Origin of the sequence: Delftia tsuruhatensis (assembly GCF_903815225.1) — a bacterium.
GTDB lineage: Bacteria > Pseudomonadota > Gammaproteobacteria > Burkholderiales > Burkholderiaceae_C > Comamonas > Comamonas tsuruhatensis_A.
Map to the genome: position 1 here is coordinate 1,909,105 of NZ_LR813084.1, position 15,169 is coordinate 1,924,273.

A 15,169-nucleotide genomic window follows, 5' to 3' on the forward strand; every position below is an offset into this window, starting at 1 on the left:
TGCTCCAAATAACGGCGAGAATATGGTTTTCCCGGTCCGGCTAGCATGCCCGCATGCAGCCCGGCCGGCCCGCGTCTGGCAGCCCGTGGCTGGCAGGCATTCAACGATTGATTCATGTCTTCTCTTTCCCCCCGCAGCACCATGTCCGATGCACCTGAAGTGAGCCCTGCTTCTGCCAAGAATCCTGAACAACACCCCTTGGACGTGCTCACGGGCGGCGCCTTCTCCGCTGAAACCTCGGGTGACCGGGCCGCGCGCATCCGCGACTGGCTGGCCACCCAGCCCACGGTCGATCAGCTGCAGGACGTACTCAAGGAACTGAGTGCGCGCGACAAGGGCGCAGCCCGCGCGGTGCGTGAGCGCCTGGACGAGATCCGCCGTACCAAGGACCAGGAAAAGATCGCCGTGGAATGGGCCGAAAAGGCCCAGGCGCTGCTGGTCGCATCGCCCTTCAACGCGGCCGAGGCCGCTGCCTGGCAGCGTGACGCCGCCAAGGCGGGTGCGCCGCTGTCGCGCGAGCCGCTGTCCCAGTTCAAGGCCCGGCTGGCCGAGCGTGTCAAGGCCATCGAGGAGCTGCAGCACCGTGTCCAGGTGCAGCGCGAGGTGGCTGTCTTGCTGGCCCAGCGCATCGAAGTCCTGTCCACCAAGCCCTGGCGCGACGCCCAGGCCGTGCTGGACAACCTGCGCACCGACGTGGCCCGCTGGCAGGAACAGGCCGGTGAACTGACCGGCGACGGGAACTGGGCCAGTGTGGATGGCCGCTTCCCGCCGCAGCTGGAGGCTGCCAGCGCGCAGTTGATCCTGGTCTGGGATGCCTTCCAGTCGGCCCTGGCGCAGACCGAGGCGGCAGCCGCCGATGAATCCGCACCGTTGCCGACCGTGCCCGTCTGGGCGGATGAGCTGCGCGTGGCGCGCGGCCTGCCTCCTGAAGCCGTGGCCACCGAGCCTGCCAAGGCACCGGCCGCTGCCCGTGGCCCGGCCCAGCCCAAGGGCAAGGCATCTGCAGAGCAGGTGGCGGCAGCTGCCGCGGCCCTGACCCAGGCGCTGGAGCAACTGCAGGCCCAGACGGCCGCTGGCCAGGGCCAGGCGGGTTCTGCCGCCGTACTGGCTGTGCGTGCCGCCATCAAGGCCCATGGCCGCCTGGTGGACGATGCCCTGGTCACCCAGGTGCACGAGGCGCTGCTGGCGGCTGGTGAGTCCGAGGGCTGGCCGCGCCAGAACGCCGACAAGCTGCGCGAGGAACTGGTGGCCAAGGCGGAGGCTTTGCTGAACCGGCCTGAAGGGCAGGCACTGGGTGGCCGCAAGATCCAGGAATCGCTGCGCAACCTGCGTGAGCAATGGAAGCTGGCCGATCAGGGCAGCGCAGCCAACCATGCGTTGTGGAAGAAGTTCGACGAGGCCTGCAACGCAGCGCACAAGGTGGTGGAGGCCTGGCACGAGAAGCTGCGCACCGAGACCACCCAGTCCAAGGCGCAGCGTCTTGCGCTGATCGAAGAGGTCAAGGCCTGGGCCGCGCAGCATGCGAACGGTGAAGACCTGAAGGGCGCGGCACGTGCGCTCAGGCAGTTCGCCGAGCGCTGGCGTGAAAGCGGCCATATCGGCGAGAAGCTGTTTGCCGAGCTGCAGCCCCAGTTCAAGCAGGCCATGGCGCTGGCCGAGGCTCCGCTGCATGCCGCGCAGAAGGACAGCCTGCAGCGCCGTCATGCCATGATCGACGAGGCCACGGCCCTGGGCGCGGCGCCCAGCCTGCGCATCGATGCCGTCAAGGCGCTGCAGCAGCGCTGGCAGGCCGAGGCGCAGGCTGTGCCCCTGGATCGCAAGCACGAGCAAAAGCTCTGGGATGCCTTCCGCAAGCCGTTGGACGAAGCCTTCAATCGCAAGGGCAGCGAGCGTGGTGCCCGTGCCACCTCGGTGGCTCTCAGCGACCATGATCGCCGTGTGCTGGAGGCATCGCAGGCGGTGGAAGCTGCCAATGCATCGGGCGATGTACAGCAGATCCGTGCCGCTGTGGAGGTCTTGGAGGAGGCGCTGCGCGGCCGCGCCGATGCATCCGTCCAGGCTGCTGCGGCCTCGGTGCCTGCGGCGGCGAATGGTGCTGAAGAAGCGGCAGCCAGGCCGGTGACGGTGCGCCCCGTGGTCGCCGTGCGTGGCGATGACCGCCCGGGCATGAAGAAGGAAGACAGTGGTGCCGCGCGCACCGGTCGTCCTGGCGACCGCCGCGATGGCGGACGTGGTCGTGATGGCCGTGACAGCCGCGAGGGGGGCGGACGCTTCGGGCGTGAAGGGCGCGAGCCTCGCGAGGATCGCGGTCCCCGCCTGGCGGATCCGGCTTTCCGCGCCCAGCGTGAAGCCATGGAACATGCCCAGGAAGCGCTGCGCAAGCTCGCGGCACAGGCCCATGGCGAAGCGCTGACCCAGCTGCTGGCGGCCTGGCAGGCGCGTGATGCGGCCCAACTGCCTGCGGCCCAGCAACTGGGTGGCCGTGTCTCGCCCCAGGTCCGCAGCGCCTGGTCTCAGGCCCTGGGCCAGGCGCCTCAGGGCGATGCGGGTGACGCGCTGCTGCGCCTGGAGATAGCAGCCGACGTTCCCACGCCGGCCGAGCACCTGACCGCGCGCCGCGCGCTGCAGCTGCAGTTGCTGACGCGCCGCAACGATCCTTCTCCCCAGGAGACCTGGGGCCGCGATGCGGCTCGCGTGCTGGCCTCCGCCCGTGACGAGGGTAATGCCCGTCGCCTGCAGAATGTGCTCAGGCAGCTGCTGCGCAAGTGACGATGGCGGGCCTGGTCCCGCCCACTTGAAGAAAAAGGAGCCAAGGGCTCCTTTTTCTTGTGCGTGAAAGAAGGATGGCCCGAGGTGCGAGGCCGGTGGTGTCAAAGAAAAAGGCCGTTGCTTGCGCAACGGCCTTGTCAATTTTGGTGCCCAGGAGAGGACTCGAACCTCCACGGAGTTACCCGCTAGTACCTGAAACTAGTGCGTCTACCAATTCCGCCACCTGGGCATTTCAGAGTATGTGCAAATTATATAGCGTGAAATCTCTGCCCCAGGCCAGTTTGCAAAGTTTTTTTATCCATCCGCCGACCGGGTGCGGGTCATGCTGTCGTGCGGGCGGAGCGGGCAAAGAAAAAGGCCGCTGCTTGCGCAACGGCCTTGTCATGTTTGGTGCCCAGGAGAGGACTCGAACCTCCACGGAGTTACCCGCTAGTACCTGAAACTAGTGCGTCTACCAATTCCGCCACCTGGGCATTTCAGAGTATCCGTGGATTATATGGCGTGAAAACCGTGCTCCAGGGAAGGTTGCAAAATTTTTTCGAAGCCTGGGTGGGGCAGTCTTGCAGGTCAATAGAAAAAGGCCGTTGCTTGCGCAACGGCCTTTTCATATTTGGTGCCCAGGAGAGGACTCGAACCTCCACGGAGTTACCCGCTAGTACCTGAAACTAGTGCGTCTACCAATTCCGCCACCTGGGCTTGCTGAAGCTGGGATTCTACTGCATTTTCTGCATCAGGATCCTGATCTTCAATTTTTCTTGAGACTGTCGTTGACCAAGGCATGAAGCAGGGGAGCTGTCTTCTGTTGAAGATAGTTCCTCAGTTCATCGCAACCTCTGCAGGTTGTCGTTAAACTTGGTGCCCAGGAGAGGACTCGAACCTCCACGGAGTTACCCGCTAGTACCTGAAACTAGTGCGTCTACCAATTCCGCCACCTGGGCATCTCAGGAAAGATTTAGATTGTACACCAAAAAAATGAACCCTCGCGCAAAAAGTGCCGACGTGAACGAAGAGATCTGGGGCAGTGTGCAGGGGCACCGAGACGGGCACGGTTTCGTCATCCGCGATGACGGCGAAAGCGACATCTTCCTGCCTCCCAACGAAATGCGTGCGGTGCTGCACAAGGACCGGGTCAAGGTCCGCATCGTGCGCCAGGATCGGCGCGGCCGTCCCGAAGGGCGGGTGGTAGAGATCGTCGAGCGTCCCGCTCACAACATCATCGGGCGCTTCCTGCAGGAAAGCGGCGTCTGGCTCGTGGCTCCCGAGGACAAGCGCTACGGCCAGGACATCCTGATCCCCGCCAATGCCACGGGTTCCGCCAAGATCGGCCAGGTGGTCGTGGTCGAGTTGACCGAGGCGCCTGCGCTGTTCGGTCAGCCCGTGGGCCGCATCATCGAAGTGCTGGGCGAGGTCGATGATCCTGGCATGGAGATCGAGATCGCCGTGCGCAAATACGGGGTGCCCCATGTGTTCTCCGACGCCTGCCTGGCCCAGGCCAAGGCGCTGCCCGACAAGGTGCGGCCGGCGGACCGCAAGAAGCGCATCGATCTGACTGATGTGCCGCTGGTGACCATTGACGGCGAGGATGCGCGCGACTTCGACGACGCCGTCTATTGCGAACCCGCCAAGGTCGGGCGCAGCAAAGGCTGGCGCCTGCTGGTGGCCATTGCCGATGTGAGCCACTATGTGACCACCGGCAGCGCCATCGATGTCGATGCCTATGACCGCGCCACCAGTGTCTACTTCCCGCGCCGCGTGATCCCCATGCTGCCCGAGAAGCTGAGCAACGGCCTGTGCTCACTGAATCCCGACGTTGATAGGCTGTGCATGGTCTGCGACATGCTGGTCACCGCCAAGGGGGAGGTCCATGCCTACCAGTTCTACCCGGCGGTGATGCACAGCCATGCGCGTTTCACCTATACCGAGGTGGCGGCCATCCTGGCCAATACCCGTGGCCCCGAGGCGGCACGGCGCAGCGAGCGCGTGGGCGATCTGCTGAATCTGCACGGCGTCTACCAGGCGCTGCTCAAGGCGCGCGAGGCGCGTGGTGCCGTGGACTTCGAAACCACGGAAACGCAGATCGTCTGCGACGAGAACGGCCGCATCGAGAAGATCGTGCCCCGCACGCGCAACGAGGCCCACAAGCTGATCGAGGAGGCCATGCTGGCGGCCAACGTGTGCAGCGCGGACTTCATCGAGCAAAGCGGCCGTGTCGGCCTGTTCCGCGTGCACGACAAGCCTTCTCTGGAAAAGCAGGACATCCTGCGCAACTATCTCAAGGCCATGGGGGTGGGGGTGTCGATCGGCGACAACCCCGCCACCTCGGACTTCCAGGCCATCGCCAACGCGACCAAGGACCGGCCTGATGCGCAGCAGATCCACACCATGCTGCTGCGCTCCATGATGCAGGCCTTCTACACGCCCGAGAATTCGGGCCACTTCGGGCTGGCGTTCGATGCCTATACCCACTTCACCAGCCCGATCCGCCGCTATCCGGACCTGCTGGTGCATCGCGTGATCAAGGCCGAGCTCGAAGGCACGCATTACCACCTGCCCGAGCTGCCCACGCCCGGGGAGGCGGAAGCCAAGCTGGCCAAGCGCCTGGCCTCGCGTGTCAGCGAACCCCGGCAAAAGCCGCGCAAGCGTGCTGCGGCTGCCGAGGTGCAGGCCTGGGAGGCGGCAGGCCTGCACTGCAGTGCCAACGAGCGCCGTGCCGACGAGGCCAGCCGCGATGTGGAGGCATGGCTCAAGTGCAAGTACATGCGCGAGCATCTGGGCGAGGAGTTCGCGGGCACGGTATCGGCCGTGACCACCTTCGGCATTTTCGTCACGCTCGATGCCATGTACGTGGAGGGTCTGGTCCACATCACCGAGCTGGGTGGCGATTACTTCCGCTTTGATGAGGCGCGCCAGGAATTGCGTGGCGAACGCTCGGGCATACGCTATGGCATAGGCACGCGGTTGCGTGTGCAGGTCAGCCGGGTGGATCTCGATGGCCGCCGCATCGACTTCCGGCTGGTGCGTGAAGGTGAGGAGCAGGCGCCCACGACCCGCAGCGGGCGGCCTGCCGCACGCGAGGAGGGCTACGGCAGCGACAAGTGGGGGCGCCGCGACGCCCGGGACAAACGTGCCCAGCGCAATGCGCCGGCCAAACCTTTCTCCGACAGTGCGGCGGCGGCCGGCAACAAGGGCCGCAAGGCGTCACGCAAGGCCATGGTCAAGGGCGTGAACCTGGCGGCGCTGGAGGCCGAGTACGCACAACAGGCGCGTACGGATGCTCCCGCGCAGCACGAGCCTCCTGCCCAGGCTTCCGGGGTGGCGCAGCGCAAGGGCAGGAAGAGCGCAAGGCGCGGCAGCGATGCGCCTGCCGATGCCGTCTATACCGCCGAGACCGCTGCCGGCAGGCCGTTGCCGCAACTGCCGCCGCCGTCGCCGGTCCAGGCGCTGCGAGCCCTGGGCAAGAAGGTGCTGGGCGCCGTCAAGACCAAGGCCGGCACCGTCGGCAAGCCCGCCAAGTCCCGGCGCAAGGCCTGATCAGGTGCGGGGAGGGGGATAGGCCCTTCTCAGCCCTGTCCCAGGTGCACGGCCAGTGCGCTGGCGCTGAAGGGCCGCGTGCGAGGCCATTGCTCGGCCACGCTGCCGTGCCGGTGGGCCGCCAGCGCGGCGGCCTCGGGTGCCGTGCGGCCCTGGGCCCAGAGGGCAGCGATCAATCCGGCCAGGACATCGCCGGTGCCTCCTGTGGCCAGCCTGGCGTTGCCCGTGGGGTTGATCCAGCAGGTGGGGCGCACGCCCTGCGCCAGCCCTGTGCGCGAGGCAATCACCGTCCCCGAGCCCTTTAGCAGGGCCGTGCACTGGAAGCGCTGTGCCAGTTCCCTGGCGGCGTCCAGCCTGCGGGACTGCACATCGGCGGTGCTGCAACCCAGCAGGCGGGCAGCTTCCAGCGGATGCGGTGTCAGCACGGTCTGCAAACCCTGTTGCTCGCGGCTGCCGAGCATCCGGCCCAGCGCGGGATCGTCGGCCACGGCATTGAGGCCGTCGGCATCGAGCACCAGACGGGGTGCCTGCTCCAGGACCTGGGCCATCCAGGGTCGCACTGCCAGCCCACCGCCGCAGCCGCAGACCACGGTGGCAGTGCGCCAGTCCTGGGCTTCGGGGCTGCGCAGCATGATCTCGGGCCAGGCGGGGCCGGTCTGGCCGGGCGGGGCGTTTTCATCGAGCAGGGAGAGCATCACGCGGCCGGCCCCTGCGTGCAGTGCGGCCAGTGCGGCCAGCCAGGCCGCGCCCACCATGGACATGCCGCGCAGCGCCAGGCCTTCGCCACCCAGGACGGCCACGTCGCCAAAGCTGCCCTTGTGGCTGGCATGGGGACGCTCCTGTCCCTCATCCGGCGGGGGCGTGAAGAGATGGGCGCAGGCCGTCGGACCGGCCGGATCGACGCCTTGCTGCAGGCCGCAGCCCAGGTCATCCCACCAGATCTGCCCACAGGCATCGCGGCCGGCTCCCGTGAACAGTCCGGGCTGCAATGTCAGCAAGGCCAGCGTATGCCTTGCTGCGCGGGCTCCGTGCCTTGGCGTGAACTGGGGCAGGAACTGTCCGCTGTCGGCGTCCAGGCCCGAAGCGATGTCCACGCAGAGTACGGGGCAGGGACTGGCTTGCAGTGCCTGCATCAGCGCCAGCAGGCGCGGATCGGGCCGGGCCTGGCTGCTGCGGCTTTGCAGGCCGATGCCCAGCAGAGCATCCAGGCAGAGATCCTGTGCTCCCATGTCCTCGGGCATGGTGTCGGTCCACTGCACGCCGGCCTGGGTGGCGGCATCCCAGGCCGACTGTGCGTCGGCGGGCATGTGTCCGCGCTCGCGCGTGCACGTCACGAGGACGCGGCAGGCCATGGGGCCTGGCTGTGCCGCATGCCATCGGGCAAGCCAGGCGGCGGCCTGCAGGCCGTCGCCACCATTGTTGCCGGGGCCGCAGGCAATCCAGACCGTGCGCGCGTGCGGTGCCAGGGCCAGGGCCAGCCGGGCCAGGGCTTGGCCGGCGCGCTGCATCAGCGTCGGCTCGCAGCCTGTGGCAGCCAGGCGCCGCTCCAGCGTGCGCGTGGCCTGTGTGTCGAACAGGGGCCAGCCGACCTGGGATGCAAGGGTGGCGGCCTGTGGTCGGTGTGCCAGGGCAGGGATGTACAGCATCCACCGAGCATAGCGGCAGCAGCGATGCGACGCCGCGGGGACTGCGCTGGCACAATCCGATGGACAGGCCATGTGCGGCAAGATATAAGAAACGGTGGATAAGTGACATTCGTGTCTTGGGCAGAGTCACCCATCCAGGGAAAATAGTGCATGAAGATCCCCACCAGGGCCGCATTGGCGTGCATGGACTCCCGCTGGTCAGCGGTGCTGGGTGCCATGGCCGTCGTTTTCTGTGTCGTCTTTGCCGCCTCGATATTCGGCATCCTGACGCGGCCCCTGGGTTTTCTGGCAGCGTTCTGGCCTGCCAATGCTGTCTTGCTCGGGTTGTTCCTGCGCTTTCCCGCTCTGGCGACGCGTTATGGCTGGATGGCCGCCACTGCCGGCTACCTGGCGGCGGATTTCTCCACCGGCGGCGACCTGGCGCTCACCCTGTGGCTTACGGCGTCCAATCTCTCGGGGGTGGCGACAGGCTGCCTGCTTTTCGGTCGCCATGCCGGCGATCACCGTGACCTGCGCCAGCCCCGCGCCATGTTCTTCCTGTTCGTGGTCTGCGTCGCGGCCGCTGCTGCCTCCATGGTGGTGGGGGCGGGCATTGCACCAGTCTTCTATGGCCGCGAACTGGTTGCTGGCATGGCCTATTGGTTCACCACCGAGCTGGCCAACAGCATCATCGTGCTGCCGGTGATGCTGTCTCTGCCAGCCGTGACGCCGGGGGCGGGTGCTGCGCGGCATTCACGCTCGTTGCGCTCCGGTGCCTGGCGACGCGGTCTGGTGCACGCCTTGCCGATTCTTTCCCTGGTGGTCAGCGTTTTCGCGGCAGTGGTGATCGGCGGCCCCGGGGCGCTGGCCTTTCCCGTGCCGGCTTTGGTCTGGTGCGCGCTGAGCTATGACGTGTTCGGCACAGCGCTCATCACGATGACGGTCTGCGTCTGGAAGATGACGGCGGTGGCCGAGGGCTGGGTGGCGCTGCCCAATCTGGATCACTTCATGAGCGCCACGGTCTCGTTGCGCCTGGGCATCACGCTGCTGGCCATGGCGCCCCTGGTGGTGGTCAGCCTGAATTCCTCGCGCGATGAGGCCATGCGCCGGCTCGACGCTGCCGCCAACCACGACAGCCTCACCGGCGCGTTGAGCCGGCTTGCCTTCACGCAGCGGGCCCAGCAGATGCTGGAGCGCCAGCGTGCCGCGCAGGCGTCGCTGTCCATGCTGATGATGGATCTGGATCATTTCAAGCGCATCAACGATGTGCATGGTCACCTGGTGGGCGACAGGGTGCTGCACGAGGTCGGGCGCAGTGTCCTGGTGGCGCTGCGTGAAGCCGATCTGTTCGGCCGCCTGGGGGGCGAGGAGTTCGCGGTCCTGCTGCCCGGCCTCTCGCAGCCGCAGGCCATGGCGGTGGCCGAGCGGCTGCGTGCGGCGATCGATGCCATAGCCCTGCCGCTGGAGGATGGCGCCAACTTGCGGGTGACGGCCAGTCTGGGGCTTGCGCAGTCCGGCCCTGCGGGGTGGGATGCCTCGCTGGAGCAGTTTCTGCAGGTGGCGGATGCCACGCTCTATGCGGCCAAGTCCGGGGGGCGCAATGGCGTGGTGGCTGCCTGCGTCCTCTGATGCGTGCGATTCTTGCCGCCCGGGCGAGGGTCAGCCGAAACGGCGCGGGTCCAGCAGGGAGGTGTCCATGAAAACGGGGCGCTGGCCGATCAGGTCGGCCAGCAGGCTGGCGCATCCCTGTGCAATGGCGGCCCCGCAGCTGCCGTGGCCCAGGTTCAGCCAGATCCCGGGCAGGCCGCTGGCGCCCAGCAAGGGCAGGCCATCGCTGGTGCACATGCGCGTACCCTGCCAGATCTGCACGCCGGATGCCAGCACGGCGCTGCCCGGAAACAGCATGTTGAGCCGGTGGTACATGCGCTGCAGCGTGGCTTCGTGCATGGGGCCGCGCCGTCCCAGTTCGGCGCCTGCCACGATGCGCATGCGCTGGCCCAGGCGCACCAGGTTCATCTGTTCGCTCCAGTCGACGATGGCGTGGCGGGGGGCGTAGCTGAGCTCGCGCAGAGGGGCGCTGACGCCGTAGCCATGCAGTGGGGTCAGGGGCAGACGGATGCCCTGAGTGGCCAGCAGGCCGGGGGCATCGGCGCCCGCGCACAACACGATGGCCTCGTGTGTGCGCGGCTGCTCCTCGTCTTGCAGCAACAGCCGGGCCGTGCGTCCTCCGCCCCCGGGCAGCAGTTGCCTGACTGTGCGCTGTGTCTCGAACCGTGCACCACCGGTCTGTGCGACCTGGCGCTGCATGAGCGTGGCAAGTCGTCCGTTGGCCGCGCCTGCCTGAGGAAAATAGAGGGCGCCCGCGATCTGTGCATCCTCTCCCAGCGAGGGCTCGCGCAGGCGGGTCTGGGCGGCATCCAGGAGTTCGCAGCGGGTGCCGGCCTCGGCCAGCGCGGCCAGCGCGGGCTTGAGGAGTTCGTGTTCTGCTTCGCTGCCCAGTAGGACCAGGCTGCCCGCGATGTACTCGGGATCGAACTCCCACTGGCGCCATAGCGATTGCTGCAGTTGCTGGCTGTGCTGGGTCAGCGCTTCCAGCGCCGCCATGGCCGGCGTGGGCTGGCCATTGCGAAGCAGGCCGCGGCGTGCCTGGCGCCATTGCCAGAGCCAGCCCAGCTGGGATGCAAGGCCGCCCGAGCCCAGTCGTGGCAGGGCCTGGCGGCCGGGCAGGGTGGGTGAGCGCCGGGGGGTCGAGGTGCCAGGCAGGCTCCAGGGCTGCAAAAGGCTGGGGCCCAGCCAGCCGGCATGACCGAAACTGGCCTCTTCGGCGGCCGTGCCGTGGCGCTCATAGACGGTGACCTCGTGGCCGGCCTGGGCCAGTGCGTGGGCTGTCGCAACGCCGATGCTGCCGGCGCCCACAATCGCGATGTTCATTTTGGGTGGAATCTGCTGAAGTGCCTGGATTATCAAGCGGATGAAGCTATCACTACAGGAGTGGCCGCAGATGTTGCGGCCACTGCCTCGACGGCAGGCGCAGGCGCTCGCAGGTGAGATGCGAGCGGCGAGGTGTCTTTGCAGTGTGCTAGAATCTTGCGGCTTTGCTAAGGGTTGACCCTGATCTTTTTGGGCTGCCGGAGGTGGTCGGGGTGTTGTCGGTGCGGTGGGCTGTTCAAGGCTGCCTGCAATGACCATGGGGCCCATGGCAAAGTCAATCGCAAACCAGTCCCTTCAAGGTGTTGCGGCTCTCGCACGTGCCGCAATTGTCGGGCTGGATTTTAGACCCAACCTTTGAGGTATTCATATGTCCGTCACTATGCGCGAGATGCTGGAAGCTGGCGTCCACTTCGGTCACCAGACCCGCTTCTGGAACCCCAAGATGGCTCCGTTCATCTTCGGCCACCGCAACAAGATCCACATCATCAACCTGGAAAAGTCGCTGCCGATGTTCCAGGACGCTCAGAAGTTCGTCAAGCAGCTGGCGTCCAATGGCGGCACCATCCTGATGGTCGGCACCAAGCGCCAGGCCCGCGAGCTGGTGGCTGCCGAAGCCCAGCGCGCTGGCGTGCCCTACGTCGACCAGCGTTGGCTGGGCGGCATGCTGACCAACTTCAAGACCGTCAAGACGTCGATCAAGCGCCTGAAGGAAATGAAGGCCCAGCAGGAAGCCGGCCTGGAGTCCATGAGCAAGAAGGAACAGCTGATGTTCGTTCGCGAGCTGGAAAAGCTGGAAAAGGACATCGGTGGCATCCAGGACATGAACAGCCTGCCCGACGCCATCTTCGTGATCGACGTGGGCTTCCACAAGATTGCCGTGGCCGAAGCCAGGAAGCTGGGCATTCCGCTGGTCGGCGTGGTGGACTCCAACCACAACCCCGAAGGCATCGACTACGTCATCCCCGGTAACGACGACTCCGCGAAGGCCGTGCAACTGTACGCCCAGGGCATCGCCGATGCGATCCTGGAAGGCCGTGCCGCTGCCCTGACCGATGTGGTGAAGGCCGCTTCCGGCGAGAACGGCGACGAGTTCGTGGAAGTGGAAGAATCCGCTGCCTGATCGCACTTGTCCGGCTGAGCGACCTCGTCGCTGAAAGGAAAGCGGGGCTCTGGGTAGCCCCGTTTTTTTAAGCCGAAATCCTGTAACGAATCGAACTGACACTGGAGAAATACGATGGCTGCAATTACCGCAAGCATGGTGGCTGAACTGCGCGCAAAGACCGACGCGCCGATGATGGAATGCAAGAAGGCCCTGACCGAAGCCGAGGGCGACCTGGCCAAGGCGGAAGAGCTGCTGCGCGTCAAGCTCGGCACCAAGGCCGGCAAGGCTGCCTCGCGCGTGACCGCCGAGGGCGTGATCGCTGCCTTCATCGACGGCACCAAGGGCGCCATGATCGAAGTCAACAGCGAAACCGACTTCGTGTCCAAGAACGACAGCTTCGTCGCCATGGCCAACGCCGCCGCCAAGCTGATCGCCGAGCACAACCCCGCCGACGTGGCTGCCCTGGGCGCCCTGGCCTATGAGCAGGACGGCTTCGGCCCCACGCTGGAAGACGTGCGCAAGGGCCTGATCGGCAAGATCGGCGAGAACATGTCTTTCCGCCGTTTCAAGCGTTTCGACGGCACCAGCCTGGCTTCCTACCTGCACGGCTCGCGCATCGGCGTGGTCGTCGAGTTCGACGGTGATGCCACTGCTGCCAAGGACGTCGCCATGCACGTGGCCGCCATGAAGCCCGTGTCCGTGACCAGCGCCGACGTGCCCGCCGAGCTGATCGAGAAGGAGCGCACCGTCGCCGCAGCCAAGGCCGCCGAATCCGGCAAGCCCGCCGACATCGTCGCCAAGATGGTCGAGGGCTCGGTGCAGAAGTACCTCAAGGAAGTCTCGCTGGCCGACCAGGTCTTCGTGAAGGCCGCCGACGGCAAGCAGACCGTGGCCCAGATGCTCAAGGCCGCCAACACCAACGTCAAGGGCTTCACCCTGTATGTGGTCGGCGAAGGCATCGAGAAGAAGGTCGACGACTTCGCTGCCGAAGTGGCTGCCCAGGTGGCCGCTGCCAAGGCAGGCGCCTGATCCGCCTCGGCGCCTGAACCGTTCCCTTCACCATTCATCACCACCCACCATTTCGGAGAAACACCATGTCCAACGCCACACCGGCCCACAAGCGCATCCTGCTCAAGCTGTCCGGTGAGGCGCTCATGGGCGACGACGCCTTCGGCATCAACCGCGCGACCATCGAGCGCATGGTGTCCGAGATCGCGGAAGTCACCAAGGTCGGTGTCCAGGTGGCGGTGGTGATCGGTGGGGGGAACATCTTCCGTGGCGTGGCGGGCGGCTCGGTCGGAATGGACCGCGCCACCGCCGACTACATGGGCATGCTGGCCACGGTGATGAATGCGCTGGCCCTGGCCGACGCCATGGACAAGCAGGGCCTGACGGCCCGGGTGATGTCGGCCATTGCCATCGAGCAGGTCGTCGAGCCCTATGTGCGCCCCAAGGCGCTGCAATACCTTGAAGAAGGCAAGGTGGTGGTCTTCGCGGCCGGCACCGGCAATCCTTTCTTCACCACGGACACCGCTGCCGCGCTGCGCGGTGCCGAGATCGGCGCCGAAGTGGTGCTCAAGGCCACCAAGGTCGACGGCGTCTATACCGACGATCCCATGAAGAATCCCTCTGCGACCCGCTATACCAAGCTGGCGTTCGATGAGGCCATATCGCGCAATCTGGGCATCATGGACGCCACTGCCTTTGCGCTGTGCCGCGACCAGAAGCTGCCCATCCGAGTGTTCTCCATCGTCAAGCCCGGCGCACTCAAGCGCGTGGTGATGGGCGATGACGAGGGCACGCTGGTGTACGCTTGAGTGTTTTGATACCGCGTTGCACCGCCCTTCAAGGAACAAGAACATGACGATTGCTGACATCCGGAAAACCACCGAGACCAAGATGGGCCAGTCCATCGAGGCGCTCAAGAACAACCTCGCGCGCGTGCGCACCGGCCGTGCCAACCCGTCGCTGCTGGACTCCATCCATGTGGAGTACTACGGCTCCATGGTGCCCCTGTCCCAGGTGGCCAATGTGACGCTGCTGGACGCGCGCACCATCAGCGTGCAGCCCTGGGAAAAGAGCATGTCCGCCAAGGTGGAGAAGGCCATCCGCGAAAGCGACCTGGGCCTGAATCCCGCCTCGCTGGGGGACCTGATCCGCGTGCCCATGCCTCCCATGAGCGAGGAACGCCGCAAGGAAATGACCAAGCTGGCGCGCAACGAAGGCGAGGCATCCAAGGTGGCCGTGCGCAACCTGCGCCGCGATGCCAATGAAGCCGTCAAGAAGCTGGTCAAGGACAAGGAAGCGTCGGAAGACGATCAAAAGCGTTCCGAAGCCGATATCCAGAAGCTGACCGACAAGCACATCGCCGAGATCGATGCGCTGGTGGCCGCCAAGGAACAAGACATCATGGCGGTTTGAGGCGGGCTGCCTCGACTCCCTCAGGGCCTGCTCCTTTGACATACCAAGACTCCGGCGCAGTGCCGCGCCATATTGCCGTCATCATGGATGGCAATGGTCGCTGGGCCAGTCGCCGCTTTCTGCCGCGTCTGGCGGGGCACAAGCAGGGCGTGGAATCGCTGCGCCGCTGCGCGCGTGCCTGCGTCCAGCGCGGCGTGCAGGTTCTTACGGTCTTTGCCTTCTCCTCCGAGAACTGGAACCGCCCCGAGGAGGAGGTCTCCGGGCTCATGAGCCTGCTGGCCAATGCCCTGGCCAAGGAAGTGCAGCAACTGAGCCGCGACGGCGTGCGCCTGCACTTCGTCGGGGACCGCAGCGGCCTGGGGGACAAGGTCTGCGCAGGCCTTGCGCAGGCCGAGCAGGCCACGGCACACAACAGCCGCCTGGTGCTCAATGTCTGTTTCAACTATGGTGGACGCTGGGACATCGCACAGGCGGCGGCCCGCCTCGCAGAGCAGGGACGGCCCATCACCGCGCAAAACCTGGACCGGGCACTGGCGCTGGCCCATGTGCCGGATCCGGACCTGCTGATCCGCACCGGAGGCGAGATGCGCATCAGCAATTTCCTGCTGTGGCAGGCGGCTTATTCCGAGCTTTTCTTCAGCGCCAGTCTCTGGCCCGATTTCGACGAGGCCTGCCTGGACGAGGCCATCGCCGCCTTTGGTTCGCGCGAGCGGCGTTTCGGCCAGACCTCCGCGCAAGTACAACAGTCACAACAGTCGTCGCCAGATCAGAAGACGACCTGAACAAGGGG

The 15,169-nt window shown here is 66.0% G+C and carries 10 protein-coding genes and 4 tRNA genes; 8 read left to right on the plus strand and 6 right to left on the minus strand.

Annotation, left to right across the window (positions count from 1 at the left end):
• Positions 1 to 141: 141 nt before the first annotated feature.
• Positions 142 to 2,769: a DUF349 domain-containing protein gene (locus L1Z78_RS08590; protein ID WP_234642125.1), complete on the plus strand. Its 2,628-nt coding sequence runs from the start codon at positions 142 to 144 to the stop codon at positions 2,767 to 2,769.
• 144 nt (positions 2,770 to 2,913) lie between these two features.
• Here the strand turns inward: L1Z78_RS08590 and L1Z78_RS08595 are convergent.
• The 4 genes from L1Z78_RS08595 to L1Z78_RS08610 all read right to left on the minus strand — a co-directional run bounded on the left by L1Z78_RS08595 (position 2,914) and on the right by L1Z78_RS08610 (position 3,707).
• Positions 2,914 to 2,998 (minus strand) — tRNA-Leu (locus L1Z78_RS08595).
• Between the two features lie 159 nt (positions 2,999 to 3,157).
• Positions 3,158 to 3,242, minus strand: a tRNA-Leu gene (locus tag L1Z78_RS08600).
• 138 nt (positions 3,243 to 3,380) lie between these two features.
• Positions 3,381 to 3,465: transfer RNA gene (locus L1Z78_RS08605), tRNA-Leu, on the minus strand.
• 157 nt (positions 3,466 to 3,622) lie between these two features.
• Positions 3,623 to 3,707 (minus strand) — tRNA-Leu (locus L1Z78_RS08610).
• Between the two features lie 34 nt (positions 3,708 to 3,741).
• Here L1Z78_RS08610 and rnr point away from each other — a divergent pair.
• A complete protein-coding gene (rnr, locus tag L1Z78_RS08615; protein ID WP_234641110.1) occupies positions 3,742 to 6,300 on the plus strand; it encodes a ribonuclease R in 2,559 nt (852 codons plus the stop codon).
• A gap of 29 nt (positions 6,301 to 6,329) precedes the next feature.
• Here the strand turns inward: rnr and L1Z78_RS08620 are convergent, their stop codons facing one another.
• Positions 6,330 to 7,946, minus strand: coding sequence for an NAD(P)H-hydrate dehydratase (locus tag L1Z78_RS08620; protein WP_234641111.1), 1,617 nt, complete (start codon positions 7,944 to 7,946; stop codon positions 6,330 to 6,332).
• A 150-nt stretch (positions 7,947 to 8,096) separates the two neighbouring features.
• On the opposite strand from L1Z78_RS08620, the gene L1Z78_RS08625 reads away from it, so the two are divergent.
• Positions 8,097 to 9,554: a GGDEF domain-containing protein gene (locus L1Z78_RS08625; RefSeq protein WP_234641112.1), complete on the plus strand. Its 1,458-nt coding sequence runs from the start codon at positions 8,097 to 8,099 to the stop codon at positions 9,552 to 9,554.
• A 30-nt stretch (positions 9,555 to 9,584) separates the two neighbouring features.
• Here L1Z78_RS08625 and L1Z78_RS08630 read toward each other — a convergent pair whose 3' ends face one another.
• Positions 9,585 to 10,856 (minus strand): NAD(P)/FAD-dependent oxidoreductase, encoded by a 1,272-nt coding sequence (locus tag L1Z78_RS08630; protein WP_234641113.1) that lies wholly within the window; start codon positions 10,854 to 10,856, stop codon positions 9,585 to 9,587.
• A 367-nt stretch (positions 10,857 to 11,223) separates the two neighbouring features.
• Here L1Z78_RS08630 and rpsB point away from each other — a divergent pair, with 367 nt between their 5' ends.
• From rpsB to uppS, 5 genes are all read left to right on the plus strand, one after another.
• Positions 11,224 to 11,976: a 30S ribosomal protein S2 gene (gene rpsB / locus L1Z78_RS08635; RefSeq protein WP_234641114.1), complete on the plus strand. Its 753-nt coding sequence runs from the start codon at positions 11,224 to 11,226 to the stop codon at positions 11,974 to 11,976.
• 114 nt (positions 11,977 to 12,090) lie between these two features.
• Entirely contained in the window at positions 12,091 to 12,987 is an 897-nt protein-coding gene (gene tsf / locus L1Z78_RS08640; RefSeq protein WP_234641115.1) for a translation elongation factor Ts, read from the plus strand.
• Between the two features lie 65 nt (positions 12,988 to 13,052).
• Complete coding sequence (pyrH, locus tag L1Z78_RS08645; protein WP_234641116.1) at positions 13,053 to 13,775, plus strand: UMP kinase; 723 nt, start codon at positions 13,053 to 13,055, stop codon at positions 13,773 to 13,775.
• 43 nt (positions 13,776 to 13,818) lie between these two features.
• Positions 13,819 to 14,379, plus strand: a complete 561-nt coding sequence (gene frr / locus L1Z78_RS08650) for a ribosome recycling factor (protein WP_234641117.1) — start codon at positions 13,819 to 13,821, stop codon at positions 14,377 to 14,379.
• A gap of 35 nt (positions 14,380 to 14,414) precedes the next feature.
• Complete coding sequence (gene uppS, locus L1Z78_RS08655; protein WP_234641118.1) at positions 14,415 to 15,161, plus strand: polyprenyl diphosphate synthase; 747 nt, start codon at positions 14,415 to 14,417, stop codon at positions 15,159 to 15,161.
• The last annotated feature ends 8 nt before the right edge of the window (positions 15,162 to 15,169 follow it).

Coding starts and splice junctions, on each gene's coding strand:
- L1Z78_RS08590 (WP_234642125.1), top strand. CDS start 142: ATGTCCGATGCACCTGAAGTGAGCCCTGCTTCTGCCAAGAATCCTGAA.
- rnr (WP_234641110.1), top strand. CDS start 3,742: ATGAACCCTCGCGCAAAAAGTGCCGACGTGAACGAAGAGATCTGGGGC.
- L1Z78_RS08620 (WP_234641111.1), bottom strand. CDS start 7,946: ATGCTGTACATCCCTGCCCTGGCACACCGACCACAGGCCGCCACCCTT.
- L1Z78_RS08625 (WP_234641112.1), top strand. CDS start 8,097: ATGAAGATCCCCACCAGGGCCGCATTGGCGTGCATGGACTCCCGCTGG.
- L1Z78_RS08630 (WP_234641113.1), bottom strand. CDS start 10,856: ATGAACATCGCGATTGTGGGCGCCGGCAGCATCGGCGTTGCGACAGCC.
- rpsB (WP_234641114.1), top strand. CDS start 11,224: ATGTCCGTCACTATGCGCGAGATGCTGGAAGCTGGCGTCCACTTCGGT.
- tsf (WP_234641115.1), top strand. CDS start 12,091: ATGGCTGCAATTACCGCAAGCATGGTGGCTGAACTGCGCGCAAAGACC.
- pyrH (WP_234641116.1), top strand. CDS start 13,053: ATGTCCAACGCCACACCGGCCCACAAGCGCATCCTGCTCAAGCTGTCC.
- frr (WP_234641117.1), top strand. CDS start 13,819: ATGACGATTGCTGACATCCGGAAAACCACCGAGACCAAGATGGGCCAG.